Here is a 15,995-nt window from a genome sequence, read left to right as displayed (position 1 = left end):
TTTCAACCGCAATTCATTTAAATCATATAATTCATATCGATAAAGTATGATTTACTCCCCAAATATTCTAACACCTAAGGCTGCCACTCGTCGAATAGAGTTTTTCTATTACACGCCTGCGCTTTTCCGCACCCGCACTTGAGCTTTGGCGCCGGTCGCAATGCTGCAAAGCGCACAACAAAAAGTCCGCCCGATCTCCACGCAGCCGCGGGAGGTTTGGCAGACTTTTTATTTACTATTCACCCGGACATTGCTACACGAACAGCTCCATCTGCTTGACGTCCCCCAGTCTTTCCAGGGAAATTGGCGCATGATCGCGGAAATAAGCATGGTTAATTTCTTTTTCTTTGGTCATGACCAGCTTGTTTCCGCCGGCAACCTGCCTGAGTCTGCAGCTAAAGACGACCGGGAAGTAGTCTTTCAGAAACTTGCCTTCGGCGTGGGCCGTAAGGGCAATGATCTGGAAGCCGAGCTGCTCGGCGATAAAAAATACGGGACTCAGCACGTGATCGCTGGAAGCCTTGCCGAAAGGATTGTCCAGAATGACGGTACGGTGCCTTTTCATATTCGCCTGGATATGCTGGCGCTTCTCCGCGACATAATTGAGCAGCCCCAGGAACAGCGTCATATTCTTGCTCCATTTTTCACCGCCCGACCAATTGTTCGACTGCTCCCACGAGAAAGAAGCCTTCGTCACGTTATTCTCGTTCGTCACTTTCCGGCACGATACTTTCATCGGCCTTTCCTGTAAAACGATTTGCAAAAGCTGCTTGGTATCCAGCCACTTTTCAATCTCTTTGCGAACCGCAGGCTTTACCTCCTGCCCGATATCGTCCCGGTAATGGGCTTTTTCCAACTCGGCCAGAATCCATTCCAGATGTTTGCGCAGATGGTCTTTAGCCTCAAGTTCATCCCATTCCGGTATATGAAACGAGTAGACCAGCTTCCAGTGATCCTCGACTTTCACTTTCGTTTTGTTCGGGATATCTCTAAGCTCCGAAGCGATCAGCTTGAGGTGGCTGTGCACATGGATTATGTACTGCTCCAGTTGTTGATTATGGGTGCGCATCGTCTCTTCCGCGACATGGTTGACGCGTTCGATTCTGCTGTGCATTTTTTGCTGAAACAGCGTCGCCTCCTGGTAGCTGTCTTTTTTCTCAACGCCCTGCTCGGCCATTTCTCTCAGCTTCACATCTTTGACGTGCTTCCGGCAAAAGTCAACGAAATGGGTTCTCGCCTTTTTGACAGATGCTTGTTCTATTTCCAGTCCGTCCATAGCGGTGGTCAGCTTGGTCAATGATTTGCGGGCAATGGCCATCCTGCCATAAGGGAATTCCGCTTTCGCCTCCTGCGTCATTAGCGCCGCCTGAATGAGCGGATTTTCAAATCCGTGCATGACTTTGTACTGATTGAAGTATTGAATGACCTCTTCGATCTCGCTCAATTGTGCTTGAACCCGGGCATAAAGCTGCTGCAAGCCCTGCTGCTGCTCTTTTAAGCGCCGGTCCTCGATTTGAACCTGCTCCTCCACCGCATGCAGCGCTTCATGAAAGACTATCGGCTGCTGCCCGGAATGGGCTTCGGCATACTGCTCGATCAACAGCTCAACCCTTGCCGCCTGCTCATTGCGCTCCTTTTCGATACGGCCGAAATCTCGCTTTTCCCGCACAAGCCGGGCTTCCTGATCTCTAAGCTCGCCGAGCAGCGCCGACATCTGCTCTTCGCCTGTCGCAGAGAACGAGAGCTCCTCGTCCAGCTCCAGATCGGCCTGCTCCAGGCGGAGCTTGTTCATTTCCTTTTCCAGAGAGACGCTGCTGGTTCTGGCATGGTTCCAATCCGCTTCAAGCCGCTGTCGTCCCTGAGAAATGCGATGCAGCTTAAGGTGCAGGTCTTTCCTTTCATTTTTTAACCAATCCAGACTATGATCCGCCGGAATCGGCTGCACATCAAGAACCTCACTATACAGCTCCTGGCCTTGAAGACTCGCCTTTTCCATTTTCAAATAGGTCATTCGCTCTTTGGCGGATTCGAGCATCTGCTTGACATGGTCCATAGAGCGCCGGCTGCTGCTCACTTTGCTTTGCAGCCCGCCGGCTTGCTCGGTCAGCTCATCGATAGCCAGACTGTACGTACCGATTTCTTTGCCCAGATCGAGATATTTTTGCCCTTTCTCAATCCATTGCTGGAGCTGAACCATCTCATCCTTCTGTTCGTCTATCATTTTACTGTGCTGATCCATCGTATGCTCAGCCAGCCGAACCGATTGCTTGAGCGCATCCTCCCGGCTCTCCAGCTCGCGAACCTGTTCGCGCCCCAGTCCAACCTGCTTTTCCATCTCTTGTACGGCTTCAAGCGGGTATGCGGCAATGAAGCGGCTGAACGCCGTCTGCAGCTCCGAAACGCGCTGCAATTCCTGTTCCTTGGCCTGTCTTGCTGTCAGCACCTCTTCGCCTTCGCGGGAAACGGCTTGCTTCCAGCTCGCGAATGCCGCGGCATCCGCGTTCTCACGCCAATGCTGCGGTTCAATCCAAGCTTGCTCTGCCGCGGCGACCGGCTTTTCCAAATTGGCAAGGCGTGAGGCCTCCTGCGAAGAGATGATCTGGATCGGAAATTGCATATCCTCCGCATGGTGAAGCAATTTGTTCGTCAATTGGGCGACTTCCCCTTCAGTCGTGATCAAGGTCACGGACCAGAGAGGATGAAGCGACGCCTGCTGTGTCAAGCCTATGCCTTGCAAGTACTGAATGCCTGTCTCCAGCAGAGAGAACTGATTTCTCCATTTATCCAGCAATCCCGCCACGTAGACGTCCGCGAAAAAAGTATGCTGGCCGCTGTAGTCATCGATATAGCGAAAAGCGAGGCGCTCTTTGAGCAGGTAGGCTTCCTTTTCCAAGCGCAGCTTCTCGATATCGTCGTTCAGTTGTTCTTCAATGGAGCTCTGCTTATCGTAAACCGACGCGAGTCTTCCCCATGACGGCCTGTACATGGCAAGCTTCGCCAGCAAAACTTGATGCTCGTTCTTGAAAACCTCCAGATTCCGCTCAAAGCCGGCGCGTTCCCCGTAGGCTTGCTTGAGGCTCAGGCCGATTTGCTCAAGCTCCCTGCCGCTCACCTCCTTGCCTGAGGCCAATTCCCTGTTTTTCTGCACGAGCAGGACGTTGCTGTCATCCAATTTTTGATAACGCTGAATCCACTCCTTGAGGCTTCCTTCCATGTTTTGGGCAGCGGGATTCGCCAGTACGTTTTTGCGCAGCATGTCTCTGTCCTTCTCGCGCGCCTGCACGATGGACCTGTGTTCGATGATGCGGTTATTCAAGTCCTCCAATTGCCCGATCAGCTCTTCCAGAAGCGCTGCTTCCAGGCGCATTCGCTCCTCATGGGCGGCCGCATCCTGCTGAAGCTTCGCTTCTTCAAGCTGCCACTCCCGCTCCATGTTCATCATCAAGCCGCGAATCTGCCCGCTGTTCGTTTCCCATGCCGCTTGAAGCTCACCTTCCTCTTTGGTGCTCCCGAACTGCTCCAGCTCGCGCTGCAAGTAGCTCATGCGCTCCTCCGCCTGCTTCCATTGCTGCTTATAGTCAGCCAGCCGCAGGGAATAGTAGCGCTGCTTGGCGGCTCGAACCTGCGTCACGATTCGTTCCACTTCATCTTCGGCCATGTTCAGCTTCGTTTCCAAAGCGGACTGCTCTTGCTGCTGCTTCGCGATATGAAGCGACTCTCTTCGTTGGGTCAAGAGCTGCTGCTGCCGCTCGCACTCCGACATTTGATTGCGCAGTTGAATCAGCTTCGCGGATTCTTCCTCTTTCTGCTCGCCCGCTAACAGCCAATAAGCTTTCGCCTCGGCTTGAGCGGCGGCGTACTCCTGCTGCTTGGCGTCCGATTTGGCAAAAATGTGCACATACCTGTCCAATTCAGCAAGAATTTTTTTATTTTCTTCGATCTTTTCTTTGAGTTCTTTATATTTTTTGAAGCTGTCTCTGTGGGATTCAAAGGCATCGGCAAACTCGCCCTGTTCGTATCCCGCCATGGCATCTTCTACCGTCGGGATCAGCAGGCGGTCAAACAGTTGGCTGGTCGTTTTGCACTCGTCAAAAAAACTCTCCACACCGCCCTCCGAGCCGTTGATCTTGGCGATGCGTTCCCATTCCGAGGCAATAATATGGTAATCTTTTTCCAATAATTGCTTGTACTCTTTGATCGTGGTGGGCAGATTGGCGTTCATCCGTTTGGACGTCATGCTCTGATAGTAGTCATAAATCTCGCCTTTATCCGCCGCCCGAAGCTTGCCTGCGCTTTCTTTAACAAAAGGAATCCGATCAATCGCATCAGGGTCAAGCGCCGGATAATCGTACAAATAGCGGTACGAATCCAGACCGGTTGACGTGAGAAACAAACTGACGCAAGTAACGACGTATCTGCGCGGCCTTTCGCTCAGAATCCACTCAATCGCAATGTGAGCGGGGCCATTTTCCAGACTCAGCGTATCCTTCATCTTCCGCCCGGCAAGATCCGCATGCGGGAGCACAGCCTGCATCGCAGTCTGTATAAAAACCGTCTTGCCGCCGCCATTTTCCAGCAATATCGCTCCGTTATGTCCGTCAAAATGAAACATTTCGTCGTTGTACCGCTTATTGCCATCCTCATAGACGACATTGGTGAAACGTATTTTAGATATGGCCGGCATGACCGCTTCCCTCCTTATCTTCAGCATCGAATTGGTATAGAAACTCCAAAATGCCGCGATTATACTCCAATTCCATGAAATATCGCTGCACAATCACTTTCGCCTTTTCCGTCAACGCGACTTCCTGATTGCCGATATCGGATACCAGTTCCTGCGCGACGAGAAATTTCCGCACCGTATCCATAAAGCTCACCCGGCTGATCGTATTGCCGCTTTGCCTGGAGGCCGTTTCCTTAATATCGTCCATAGCGCTCCATTTTTCAATCAAAGACGTCCAGTTGTAGGAAAATTCCCGCTCCATTTCTTTGAGCTCGGCCTCAGGATGCGTCTTCAGCAGCTCGATGCGCTCATTCACAAGCGCTGTCCATTCATCCAGCCCGATAAAGCTTCGGGTCGGCTCCATCGTTTGATAGCTGTCGTAGAAAGCGCCGATCAGCACAATGATGCTCACATACATCAGATACAGATCGGCATTGACGGCGTTAGCCCGCAGATAGGTGCGTTTGAGCGTATCATTGTTGATATGAAAAGGCGATAACCGCGTTTCCGGAATCATATGCAGTTGTTCTCCGGCAATAATCGTCGCGCAGTCGACCTCGCGGGCGAATTGATCGACCAAGCCGCGCACCGCGTCATCCGCCATGTATTCCTGAAGCCACTCCTTCCCCACCGCGCTGTCGCGGGCAAGCAGCGTATAGATGCGAAAAGCTCTCATGATTGTCCCGTTATCAAGCTCCATTGTCGGTATCTCCCCATACAATCTGCATATTCTGAATCGTAAACCTGTCGTTGACATGAATCGCATCCTGCTGCTCGGTCACGATCAGACAGCGATTTCCGAGAAGCGCGTACATATCATCCAGCCACGCACCTTGCGCTTCGCTCTGCTGCGCCTCGCTATCGCCCGCCTGAAGCGGACTTCTTTGGTGCAGGTAGATCCAAAAATCATAAAACGAACGCTCGTGAAGCAGCCGCGCATGCTCGCCCGTTTCAAAGCCGCTGATGAACTGCTTTAATTCGGCTCTGCCGCTTTCTTCCATCAGCTGTACAAGCTGCTCCATGAGCAGCTTGTACAGCTTCTGCTGGACCGCATGATAACGCAGCTCATCGCTGTCCCCGCCAATTTCCAGAAACTTGTCGTCCCGCTCCTGCCCGTTCCCGTCTTCCACAACATTTTGCTCAGCCCACACGGTCAGCAGCGACCACATCTTCGTCTCCTGAACGGGAAGGAACGGGGCCAGCACGCCCTTCATCGATTCCAAAGGCAACGGCGTACTGAAAATCAACGAACCGATATCCTGGTCAAAATTAAAGGAATCCAGTCCGGTGTAGTACAGCGATTCCTGAGCGGCGCCTAATGCATGCGATTTCAGCGCCATGCTTTGCTGGAAAAGGATCGAATGCTCGCCATGCACCATCTCCAGTTCGTTGGATATGCGCAAAATTAACTCATAAGGCCGCTGATCCGCCTGCCTGACCGTTTCCGCCTGGACGCGGTCCTTCGTCTCTTTCACAAACTGGCGCAATTCCTCGAATTCGTCGTTCTCCATGTGCAGCCGAAGATAAATATCTTCAAGCAGACTTTTATAGCGTCCGAACGTGTCCTCCGACACAATGTTTCTTTTCAACTCATGCTCCAGCTTGACCATCCGCTCCTGCAAAGCCTCTACGTCGATGCGCATTTCATTAATTTGCCGCAAAGCGCCTTCGAACTCGCCTTTTTCCAATTGTTTGCGCAGCACCAACTGATGAATCGACAGCTGAAACTCCGAGTAAAATTCCTTGGTCGCAAAAATAAGCTCCAAACCGTCGTCGTCGAGTGTATAATATTGGGTATTCGTTTTCAGATCGAAAGCATTCGCTTTCAAAATCGAAATGTAAATATGATCCTGCCGCCCGGTCTCCCAATTCATGAAAGAAAAATCCCGTTTCTTCCCTGTCGCAGGCCGAAAGATCTGAATGATCTGCCTGGCCAAATCCTCGAATCCGTCATCGTCCAAGTCGATGAAAATTCCCGTCGTTTTCAACAGAAACTGAGCCAGGTCTTTGACGCCCGCCTTGTTATTGCGCATCAGCTTCTGCTCGAAGAAATAAAGCAGCGTCAGCAGCCCAAGCTCCATGAAATCAATCGGCTTGTTTTGCCGATCCGTCTGCCGTTTCCGCTGCAGCTCGTAGAGCGGGTCAAACAGCGCCAGCTTGGTCATGCGTTCCCTGAACCCGGAAACGATCTGCCCGATTTCTACGTAATCCATTGCGTGTTCCTCCATATCGCGCAAAGCTCTTGCGTATGTAAAATTTCCTGCGGATAGTAGCCTCCGGCGGCCAAACAATCGCTTATCAAAACCTGCTCCTCCGGGGAGAAGTGGCGCATAAACGCTTGAACAGCCTCTTCATGATCCCGTTGATTCTCTTTGCCGCAGGCGAAGCTCCTCGCAAGGCACGCCCGGTAAAAAGGCAGCGCCGGATTCGCCGGTGAGCCGAACCATTCAAGCACGCGCCCGCTGAGCATATGCCAAATGGCCATCCCTTCTTTATCGATATCGCCAAAATAATAGAATTGATGTGCGGCGTCCCTAAGCGGCAGCTGCATAGGAAGCAGCTCGATGCTTTTGGCAATGCGGTAGCCGCCGCCAAAAATCAGCGTCGTAAACGGGACATCCGGCAGTGCTTGCAGCAATGCCAGGTAGGTCGTTTTATTTTCGACGATAAGGTGCCTGTGCACAGCGTTTGCTATGCAGCCCGGATTGACCGCCATCATCAACGGGTCGGCGGCGGGAATAATCCGAAGCTTATCCCATAGCCCCGTTCGGATCAGCAGCTCTTTTCCCTGCTTCTCCGTTATCCACTTCTCATCGCCGACAAGCTCAAAGCTTCGCTCCGGAGCCGGTGCAGGAGTCTGGGGCAGCGCATGCCTTTTCAAATAACCATCTATGCGTTCAATATAGGGCCAGTCTTGCTGCCAATCGCTTGGCTCCAAAGCATAATAGGCATCCAACCCGATTAAAGAATGTACGAGAAGTCTGGCCCGATGGATTTCCTTATGCAAATCTTCCTTCAGACGGCTCTTCTGCACTCTATATTGATAGGCAAGGGACGGTTGTTTGCCTGTTCTGCCCTTGCTTTGAACCATTTGCAGCACTTCATCGGCTTCAAGATCCAGCACAGCCTCGGAAAATTCCTCATACGTGCAAGACTGCCCGACAAACAGTGCCTCCAACTCTGAAAGCAATGCCGTATGTTTTTTTGAAGATTGCAGGTAACCCCGTATTCGCGATTTGGCTTCCATGAACATATGCTCCTGTTTGCAAAGATGTGTCTATTATATCAGAAAAAACAAACGAAAAAGCCTGCCTGGTCCCCGAGGCGTTGCCGCGGGAGGCGGGGCAGACTTTTTTTAAATCTATGTACCGCTTGTTATCGAGAGCTGACTATCTCCACCTGGAACCCGAGTTCTTGCAGCCATTCCAAAACGCGCTCGCGAATGCGGCTTTCCATAAATGCATAATACCTATCGAGCTCGCCGCTATACGCTGATAACGTGTCTTTGAATCTACGGAATGTTCGACGGCCGCCGGAAAATACCCCTTCAAGCCGTCTCCTCAGCTTCTCGTTCGAAACCGTTTCCGCAAAATCAACCATATCTTTAAAGCCTTCATGGGATTCCAGATGGGGTACGCGAAAATAAATTTCGTTAAACCCTTCCTCGATGAGATCACTCAGTTCTTCGTCTTCCTCGTCCATGTCAAAAGATCTTAATGTGACAGTTTCGCCAGTCTCTACATTTAGAAAAAACTCGACTTCTTCTACATAAGTGCCGTAAGTTCCAACGAGCTCATTCATTTGATCCTCAGTTAGTTTGAGATTTGCCGTCTTCTTCTTTAACTCCTCCAAACGCGCATTATTCCTCGCAAACCGTTTTTGATCTGCTTCATGTTCTTCCCAAGTTATCCCATAGGCAAACCCACCGTCGGTATATCCGGCAATAAAATAATAATGTTCGTCTTGTTCAATCAGCTCATATTCATTCAGCTCAAACTCTTTGTTTTTCTTCTTCTTCTTTGACATGATTAAAATGACCCCAGACTAAACAGCCTGCTCATGGGCACTTGGAAGTCTTTAAAAACGAAAGATTGAATCTTTTCCTGCTCAGTATAGAGATTCCGTACCTGATAAGCGTTATCCTCCAGTGAATATACGTGAGCCGTTCGATTCCCGGGATCGACAATCCAATATTCCTGCACCCCGTACTTCTGATATAAGTTGAATTTTTCATTAAAATCCTTCAACGCGGTGGACGGCGACAGCACTTCAACGATTAAAGCCGGGGCGCCATAACAGCCATTCTTGGCTATTTGATTCTTCGAGCAAACAACCGAGAGATCCGGCTGCGTAACATGATCGGGTGTTTCATACTCTTCGGTTTCACTAAAAAAAACATCAAATGGAGCCACGAACACCAGGCGGCTCCGATTCTGAAGAAATGTCCGCAGCGCGAAATGAAGCTCTCCTACAATAAATTGATGCACGGAAGTCAGGGCAGGCGACATATGATCAAGCCGGGCGTCGCGAATTTTTACTCCTGTATTTAAGATCAGTATTACCCGAATAATAACAGTTGTTTCATACCATCTACCAATATTTTGCTGTACTTAACCCTCTTTCTTTTACACTCTGACTAGATGCGCCGAAAAAAGCCTGCAATAGTGCAGCTTTTTGCTCGTTGTAACGCCCGGCAGCGAAATATTCCTGCAATTGTGCAGGCTTTTCCCAGCGTACAGGGGCCAAGGTTCATTTTCAGCGAAAATTCCTGCACAATCGCAGGCTTTTTACCAAAACAGACCATTTCCATAGCAAAAGCCTGCACTTTCGCAGGTTTTCCCCCTGGCTTGACCTAACAAGCCGCCTCATAACCACTCGCCATCTAAAGATTCCCGCACCCGGCAAGCGTCATTCTGCGAAATACACATATTTATAACGGCATGAAAGATATTGTCACATATCCGCCATGCGCTTGAATATAGTTAGTAATAAGCTTCTTTTTTGAAGCTTATCGCTGTTTGCTTATATGCTTGCAAGCCGGCTTTCCATAGAGAGATCGGTTTCACACAGCCTGTGCTTGCGAAGAAAGCTTTTCCGAGGGAAAGCTCTAAGGAGGTGTCCCGCATGTCTGAGCCTTTATTTATCGTCTCCCGTGAAGACTGGTCGCTGCATCGTAAAGGATACCAAGATCAAAACAGGCACCAAGAGAAAGTGCGCGAAGCGATCAAACAAAATTTGCCGGACCTCGTTACCGACGAAAGCATCGTGATGTCCAGCGGGAAACAAGTCGTCAAGGTCCCTATTAAAAGCCTCGATGAATACCGTTTTCGCTACAATTACAACAAGAGCAAGCACGTCGGGCAAGGGGACGGAGATTCCCAGGTCGGAGATGTGCTCGGTGTCGACCCGACACCCGCGCAAGGTCCGGGCAAAGGCGAAGGTGCCGGCGATCAAGCCGGGGATGATTATTACGAAGCGGAAGTGACCATGGAAGAACTGCAAACGATGCTGTTCTCCGAGCTGGAGCTGCCCAATTTGCAGCAGAAGGAAAAACGCAATTTGTCGACCAAAGAGGTCATCTTCAACGATATTCGCAAAAAAGGGATTATGTCCAACATCGATAAAAAACGCACCATCCTGGAAAATTTACGGCGCAATTCGCAAACGGGCAGCCCCGGCATCCATAGTATTTCGCCCGATGATTTGCGTTTCAAAACGTGGGATGAGGTTGAAAAACCGCACTCCAATGCTTTGATTATTGCAATGATGGATACGTCCGGTTCCATGGGTTCCTTTGAAAAATACATTGCAAGAAGCTTTTTTTTCTGGATGACGCGCTTTTTGCGCACGAAATACGAGAATGTCGAAATTATTTTTATCGCCCATCACACCGAAGCAAAGGTCGTGACGGAGGAAGAATTTTTCACGAAAGGCGAAAGCGGCGGAACGATCTGCTCCTCGGCTTACCAAGCGGCCATCGATATTATCGACAAGCGCTACCCGCCTTCGCAGTTTAACATTTATCCGTTCCACTTTTCGGACGGAGATAATTTGACTTCGGACAATGAACGCTGCGTGAAACTGATCGGCCAGTTGATCGAAAGGGCGAATATGTTCGGCTACGGCGAAGTGAATCAATACAACCGCAGCAGTACGCTCATGTCGGCGTTCCGCCACATTCAGGACCCTAAATTTCTTCACTATGTAATCCGGGAAAAAGGCGAAGTTTATAAAGCGCTGCGAACCTTCTTCTCGAAGCAAGAGGGAGAGACTGCCAAATGAGTCCATCGGAAATCGAACAGCTTGAATATGCCATAGCGGAAATTACGGAAATCGCCAGCGGTTTCGGACTCGACTATTACCCGATGCGGTACGAAATTTGCCCGGCAGACATCATTTATACGTTCGGCGCATACGGGATGCCGACCCGATACAGCCACTGGAGCTTTGGAAAGAATTTTCACCGCATGAAAACGCAATACGATTTCGGTCTCAGCAAAATTTACGAGCTGGTCATCAACTCCGATCCGTGCTACGCGTTTTTGCTTGACGGAAATTCGCTGATCCAGAATAAGCTGATCGTCGCGCACGTGCTGGCGCATTGCGATTTTTTCAAGAACAACGTCCGTTTCTCCAAAACGAACCGCAACATGGTCGAGAGCATGTCCGCAACCGCGGAGCGGATTCGCCAATATGAACTGGAGTTCGGCGCAGTAGAGGTGGAACAGTTCATCGACGCCGTCCTGGCGATTCAGGAGCACATCGATCCTGTTTTGATGCTGTCCTATAAGCAGTCGCGGGCCCGGCAGGAAGCCCGTAAACCTGCTGTTCCCGAAGCGCCGGCCGAAGGAAAATCCGGCTACGAGGATTTGTGGGAGTTGGACCGCAGCGGTACGGCGGATGCGACTGAGAAAGAAGAAGCAAAGCGGTTCCCGCTGAAGCCGGAAAAAGATTTGCTGCTCTTCATCGAAGAGCACGCTCCTTATTTGGAAGATTGGCAGCGGGACGTGCTGACGATGCTGCGCGATGAAATGCTGTATTTTTGGCCGCAGCTGGAAACCAAAATCATGAACGAGGGCTGGGCCTCGTACTGGCACCAGCGCATTCTGCGCGAGCTGGATTTGACGGAGGAGGAGACGATCGAGTACTCCAAGCTGAACTCCTCCGTCGTTGTGCCGTCCCGCCACAGCCTCAATCCGTATTACCTCGGGCTGAAAATTTACGAGGATATCGAGAAGCGTTGGGACAATCCGACCGAGGAGGAAATCCGCAGGCATGGCCGCAAACCGGGCGAAGGCCGGCGCAAAATGTTCGAAGTCCGCGAATACGAATCCGACACCTCCTTCATCCGCAACTATATGAACAAAGAGCTTGTGGAGGAGCTTGATCTGTACGTGTTCGAGAAAAAAGGCCCGGAGTGGAAAATAACCGACAAATCGTGGGAAAACATCCGCGACCAGTTGGTGTACTCCCGAGTCAACGGCGGTTTCCCCTATATCGTCGTGGAGGACGGCGACTACCAGCGAAACGGCGAGCTGTACCTCAGCCATGCGTTCGAGGGTGTAGAGCTTGACTTGAAATATATCGAAAAGACGCTGCCTTACGTCAACAAGCTTTGGGGTAAGCCAATCCATCTGCACACATTAGTGGAAGATAAGCCCGTGTTGTTTACCTACGACGGGAAAAAGCATCATCGGAGGTTTTTGTAAGGGGAGGGGGGACCCGAGCCAATAAAAAGACGCTTCCAGCCGCGGATGGAGGCGTCTTTTTATTGCGCAGCGCTGCGGTAAGGCTGCCGCTGGGGCTTGAGCGCGCAGCTCCCAGCGCTCGGTGCTGCGCTGCATGACGGCGGTCCGCCGACCGCATGGCTTGGCAAGCCGCAAAGCAAAGCCTGCGAAAGCTTTGCCGCCAAAGACACGGCGCAGCCCGTGCGATAGGCAGCTGGCGCTACGCAAGACGCAAAGCCTGCAAAAGTGCAGGCTTTTTCCATAAAAGTGGCTCGTTTTGGCGAAAAGCCTGCGATTGTGCAGGAATTTTCGATGAAAACGGAGCTAAGCTCGTGTATGAGCTGAAAAACCTGCATTTTTGCAGGAATTTTTCGCTGCCAGCTCATCGACGTGCAAAAACCTGCACTTTTGCAGGCTTTCTCCACGCACTCGGTAGATTGCGCTGCCTCCGGCGTGCAAGCCGCTTCTCCGTCGCTCCAGGCGCGAGGCGGGGCGGGGCCTTCGGCGGCATTCGCCTCACTCCACCCCAAAAAACGCTTTCGCCGTCCTCGTCGCAGCTTCCGCCACCTCATCGGCCGTCTTTCCGATACATGCCGCTACTGTCCGTACAATATGCGGCAAAAACATGGGCTCGTTGCGTCCCTCCGCAGGCTTCGCCGGCAAATCCCTCGGCGTCAGGAACGGGGCGTCCGTCTCCACCATCAACCGGTCAAGCGGCACCTTCGTTACCAATTCCCGCAAATGCTTGCCACGGCGCTCATCGCAAATCCATCCTGTAATTCCGATATGGAAGCCCATGTTCAAATATACGTGCAGTTCCTGCAAGCTGCCTGTAAAACAGTGCACGACCGCCTTATTCAGACGCGGCAAATACGGCCTGAGAATGCGCGTAAAATCGTAATGCGCCTCCCGTTCGTGCAGAAAAAGCGGCATTCGCAGCTCGCACGCCAGCCGGATTTGCTCCTCGAACCAGTGCTTCTGCATATCCCTCGGAGAAAAATCGCGATTGTAATCCAGGCCGCACTCCCCGATGGCAACAACCTGAGGGAGTGCGGCAAGTTCCCGAAGCTTCTCAATCGTGTTTGCCGTGCAGTTCCGGACATCGTGCGGGTGAATGCCGGCCGTAGCGTACAATTTCCCGGGAAATCGCCCAGCATAGCGCGCAGCCTCTTCGCTGTTTCGCAAATGCGTTCCTGTCAAAATCAGCGGCGACACGCCCTCCGCTTCCGCCCGTGCAACAACCGCGTCGCGATCATGCTGATAAGAACGATGCATCAAATTGACTCCGATATCGATCATCTGTGTATGCATAATAGATCAAACCTTTCCGGATGTTTCATATACAGCGCAGCAATCGGCCGGGATTTCATCGGCGAGCCAAACTTCATTCCCCGCATAGTAAAAGGCTGCGCCATAGCTTGCGGCTTTGGCCGTATCGACCGCCAAAATGACAAGCTCCCCTCTCCGCCTCCCGGCGAGGGCCGCGAAATGCAGCCCTTCCGACAAATGCACATACTGCCGCTGCATCGGAACAATGCCCTCTTTTAAAATAATCGGCGCCGCCTGTTTGTTCGTCCCGTGGTACAAAACAGCAGGCGGAACAGCCGCAGGATAACTGATTTTGGTGTGGCTGTGCCCATAGCGGGCGCAAATTCGGCCATCCGTTATCGCATAGCGCTGCTTTTCCGAGTTGGCGACGACTTGCTCAATGTCCGCCAAAGTTAAAGCAGACCATTTTGCTTTCGCGCGCAGCGCTCTCAGCAGATCCTCGACCGCACAAGATCCGTCTTCGGCATCTAACCTGATGCCGAATTGTTCCGGCGCATGCCGCAATATTTTGCTCATGAGCTTGCTTAAGCTCGTTTCTTCTTGTTTGTTTAACATGTAATCACTTCCTGATTTCATTAATTGATCCTGCGCCGGTGCCGGCGAGCTCACCCTAAGCGCCTTTTATCGCCGCCATCGGCTTGCATTTGGCTACAACTTGAGCCAGCCCGGCGCTTACGACGCTTTCTATGATTTGATCCACGTCTTTATAAGCCTGGGGCGATTCGTCCAGCAGCGTCTCCAGAGAGCGCTGGTTCACGACGATTTCCTCGTCAGTGCCGACCCGCATGGAAGACGAAAATTCGTTTAGCGTAATCAAACGCTTTGTCGCGCTGCGCGAACGGATCCGGCCCGCTCCGTGGCAGATCGAGTAGTAGTTCGCTTGGCCCCCGGGAGCGCCTGCCATAATGTAGGAAGCGGTCCCCATGGAGCCGGGGATCAGGGCCGGATGTCCGGTGCTGACATACGGTTCGGGATTATCCGGGTGGTTGGCGGGAAGCGCCCTTGTAGCCCCTTTGCGGTGGACAAAATAAGCGCTGCCCTCGTGCCGCTCCTCCCACGCATAATTGTGCATCAGATCGTACAGCGTCGTCATTTCAAATTTCGAGCCGAACACATCCTTGCACGCCTCTCTGACGGCGTAAGCGATGAGGTGCCGATTCACGACCGCATAATTCAATGCGGAGTACATGAGGTTCACATAAGTCTGCGCCAGCGGATGCTCGAGCGGAGCGAACAGCAGCTTCGGATCGGCCGTTCCGAGCCCAAGGGAACGCATCGCTTTCGCCATATCGCTCCCGCAGTACTGGCTCACCGAACCGCCCCAGGCGCGTGATCCGGAATGGATCATCACGATGACCTGGCCGTCAAACAGCCCCCAGGCTTCGGCGGTTTCCCGGTTTTCCTCATCGATCTCCACATACTGGATTTCGGCAAAATGATTGCCGTTCCCGAGCGTGCCGAGCTGCCGGTGCGAACGATGCCAAATGCGCTCCGGGAACCGGTTCAGCGCGTTTTCGTCCAAAGCGAACTTGCTTTGTTCCACATGCGTGAGCGATGTCGCTTTTCGCGGGGTGTAGCCGTCCGGGATATATTTTTTCGGCAAGCCGTGCAGCCCTTTGGCAACGACGTGCTCGAGCCGAATATCTGAGAAATGCCCCCGCGCATGGTCCTCTACAGGCAAATATTTCTCGATCGTTTTTACGAGCTTGCGGCGCAGTTTCACTTCCTTCAGTTCTTCCTTGTGCAAATTCGTTAAATGGACTCTCATGCCGCAGCCTATATCGCTGCCCACGATCGAAGGCGACACATAGCCGTCGTGCGCGTTCCACACCGCCGTAGTGCCGATACACGTACCCACGCCGACGTGAACGTCCGGTGTATAGCTCATATACACTTGATTCGGGATTTGCAAGTTGTTGTTAGCCATTTCAAATATTTTGTAATCCAAAGATTTATACAGGTCGGGACCTGCGTATACGTGCACGACACCCGAAGGGAGCTGCACCTGCCGATAGTAATTTTCGTCCATCTATCAGTTATCCTTTCTTTTTTCAGCTTAATCCATTAGGTCCGGTCAAAACAAAACAGCCATAGACGTCATCGTCCATGGCTGTGCGCAGAAACCTTGCAAGCAGGCGCCCGCATTACATAGGCTGACACCCGCCAAGCTCTCACATGTCCCGTCGAGACCGATGAATCGGAGTTGTTTGTGCAAT

The 15,995-nt window shown here is 51.8% G+C and carries 12 protein-coding genes; 2 read left to right on the top strand and 10 right to left on the bottom strand.

The annotated features are described in order from the left end of the window. Positions 1 to 253: 253 nt before the first annotated feature. From AC3G2T_RS26900 to AC3G2T_RS26870, 7 genes are all read right to left on the bottom strand, one after another. Positions 254 to 4,684: a coiled-coil domain-containing protein gene (locus tag AC3G2T_RS26900; protein WP_488437519.1), complete on the bottom strand. Its 4,431-nt coding sequence runs from the start codon at positions 4,682 to 4,684 to the stop codon at positions 254 to 256. Then, positions 4,668 to 5,423 carry a DUF6063 family protein gene (locus AC3G2T_RS26895; RefSeq protein WP_474683618.1) on the bottom strand — a complete coding sequence of 252 codons (756 nt, stop codon included), beginning with the start codon at positions 5,421 to 5,423 and terminating at the stop codon, positions 4,668 to 4,670. The genes AC3G2T_RS26900 and AC3G2T_RS26895 overlap by 17 nt, the downstream gene beginning before the upstream one ends. Continuing rightward, complete coding sequence (locus tag AC3G2T_RS26890; RefSeq protein WP_488437518.1) at positions 5,413 to 6,936, bottom strand: replicative DNA helicase; 1,524 nt, start codon at positions 6,934 to 6,936, stop codon at positions 5,413 to 5,415. The genes AC3G2T_RS26895 and AC3G2T_RS26890 overlap by 11 nt, the downstream gene beginning before the upstream one ends. Then, the gene (locus AC3G2T_RS26885) at positions 6,924 to 7,970 is read right to left on the bottom strand and encodes a Wadjet anti-phage system protein JetD domain-containing protein (RefSeq protein ID WP_488437517.1); all 1,047 of its coding nucleotides are present in this window, start codon (positions 7,968 to 7,970) and stop codon (positions 6,924 to 6,926) included. Before AC3G2T_RS26885 ends, AC3G2T_RS26890 begins: the two co-directional genes overlap by 13 nt. A gap of 128 nt (positions 7,971 to 8,098) precedes the next feature. Beyond that, positions 8,099 to 8,749 carry a UPF0158 family protein gene (locus AC3G2T_RS26880; protein ID WP_488437516.1) on the bottom strand — a complete coding sequence of 217 codons (651 nt, stop codon included), beginning with the start codon at positions 8,747 to 8,749 and terminating at the stop codon, positions 8,099 to 8,101. A gap of 2 nt (positions 8,750 to 8,751) precedes the next feature. Continuing rightward, complete coding sequence (locus AC3G2T_RS26875; protein ID WP_488437515.1) at positions 8,752 to 9,231, bottom strand: Uma2 family endonuclease; 480 nt, start codon at positions 9,229 to 9,231, stop codon at positions 8,752 to 8,754. Positions 9,232 to 9,359: 128 nt separating this feature from the next. Then, on the bottom strand, positions 9,360 to 9,548 hold the full coding sequence (locus tag AC3G2T_RS26870) for a hypothetical protein (RefSeq protein ID WP_488437514.1): 189 nt from the start codon (positions 9,546 to 9,548) through the stop codon (positions 9,360 to 9,362). A gap of 299 nt (positions 9,549 to 9,847) precedes the next feature. On the opposite strand from AC3G2T_RS26870, the gene yhbH reads away from it, so the two are divergent. Together yhbH and AC3G2T_RS26860 are read left to right on the top strand one after the other, a co-directional pair. Continuing rightward, positions 9,848 to 11,005, top strand: a complete 1,158-nt coding sequence (yhbH, locus tag AC3G2T_RS26865; protein ID WP_474683613.1) for a sporulation protein YhbH — start codon at positions 9,848 to 9,850, stop codon at positions 11,003 to 11,005. Continuing rightward, positions 11,002 to 12,432 carry a SpoVR family protein gene (locus AC3G2T_RS26860; protein ID WP_488437513.1) on the top strand — a complete coding sequence of 477 codons (1,431 nt, stop codon included), beginning with the start codon at positions 11,002 to 11,004 and terminating at the stop codon, positions 12,430 to 12,432. The genes yhbH and AC3G2T_RS26860 overlap by 4 nt, the downstream gene beginning before the upstream one ends. A 534-nt stretch (positions 12,433 to 12,966) precedes the next feature. Here AC3G2T_RS26860 and AC3G2T_RS26855 read toward each other — a convergent pair. Genes AC3G2T_RS26855 through AC3G2T_RS26845 form a run of 3 tightly spaced genes read right to left on the bottom strand, consistent with a single transcriptional unit; the run spans position 12,967 to position 15,808 of the window. Beyond that, positions 12,967 to 13,761 carry a TatD family hydrolase gene (locus tag AC3G2T_RS26855; RefSeq protein WP_474683610.1) on the bottom strand — a complete coding sequence of 265 codons (795 nt, stop codon included), beginning with the start codon at positions 13,759 to 13,761 and terminating at the stop codon, positions 12,967 to 12,969. Positions 13,762 to 13,767: 6 nt separating this feature from the next. Next, positions 13,768 to 14,334, bottom strand: a complete 567-nt coding sequence (locus AC3G2T_RS26850) for an RNA 2'-phosphotransferase (protein ID WP_474683609.1) — start codon at positions 14,332 to 14,334, stop codon at positions 13,768 to 13,770. Between the two features lie 55 nt (positions 14,335 to 14,389). After that, on the bottom strand, positions 14,390 to 15,808 hold the full coding sequence (locus AC3G2T_RS26845; protein ID WP_488437512.1) for an RtcB family protein: 1,419 nt from the start codon (positions 15,806 to 15,808) through the stop codon (positions 14,390 to 14,392). Between the last annotated feature and the right edge of the window lie 187 nt (positions 15,809 to 15,995).

It is taken from the genome of Paenibacillus sp. sgz302191, assembly GCF_057749925.1.
The sequence above is the reverse complement of the archived record's forward strand: the minus strand, read 5'-3'. Positions and strand labels throughout refer to the sequence as shown.

Coding starts and splice junctions, on each gene's coding strand:
- AC3G2T_RS26900 (WP_488437519.1), bottom strand. CDS start 4,684: ATGCCGGCCATATCTAAAATACGTTTCACCAATGTCGTCTATGAGGAT.
- AC3G2T_RS26895 (WP_474683618.1), bottom strand. CDS start 5,423: ATGGAGCTTGATAACGGGACAATCATGAGAGCTTTTCGCATCTATACG.
- AC3G2T_RS26890 (WP_488437518.1), bottom strand. CDS start 6,936: ATGGATTACGTAGAAATCGGGCAGATCGTTTCCGGGTTCAGGGAACGC.
- AC3G2T_RS26885 (WP_488437517.1), bottom strand. CDS start 7,970: ATGGAAGCCAAATCGCGAATACGGGGTTACCTGCAATCTTCAAAAAAA.
- AC3G2T_RS26880 (WP_488437516.1), bottom strand. CDS start 8,749: ATGTCAAAGAAGAAGAAGAAAAACAAAGAGTTTGAGCTGAATGAATAT.
- AC3G2T_RS26875 (WP_488437515.1), bottom strand. CDS start 9,231: ATGTCGCCTGCCCTGACTTCCGTGCATCAATTTATTGTAGGAGAGCTT.
- yhbH (WP_474683613.1), top strand. CDS start 9,848: ATGTCTGAGCCTTTATTTATCGTCTCCCGTGAAGACTGGTCGCTGCAT.
- AC3G2T_RS26860 (WP_488437513.1), top strand. CDS start 11,002: ATGAGTCCATCGGAAATCGAACAGCTTGAATATGCCATAGCGGAAATT.
- AC3G2T_RS26855 (WP_474683610.1), bottom strand. CDS start 13,761: ATGCATACACAGATGATCGATATCGGAGTCAATTTGATGCATCGTTCT.
- AC3G2T_RS26850 (WP_474683609.1), bottom strand. CDS start 14,334: ATGTTAAACAAACAAGAAGAAACGAGCTTAAGCAAGCTCATGAGCAAA.
- AC3G2T_RS26845 (WP_488437512.1), bottom strand. CDS start 15,808: ATGGACGAAAATTACTATCGGCAGGTGCAGCTCCCTTCGGGTGTCGTG.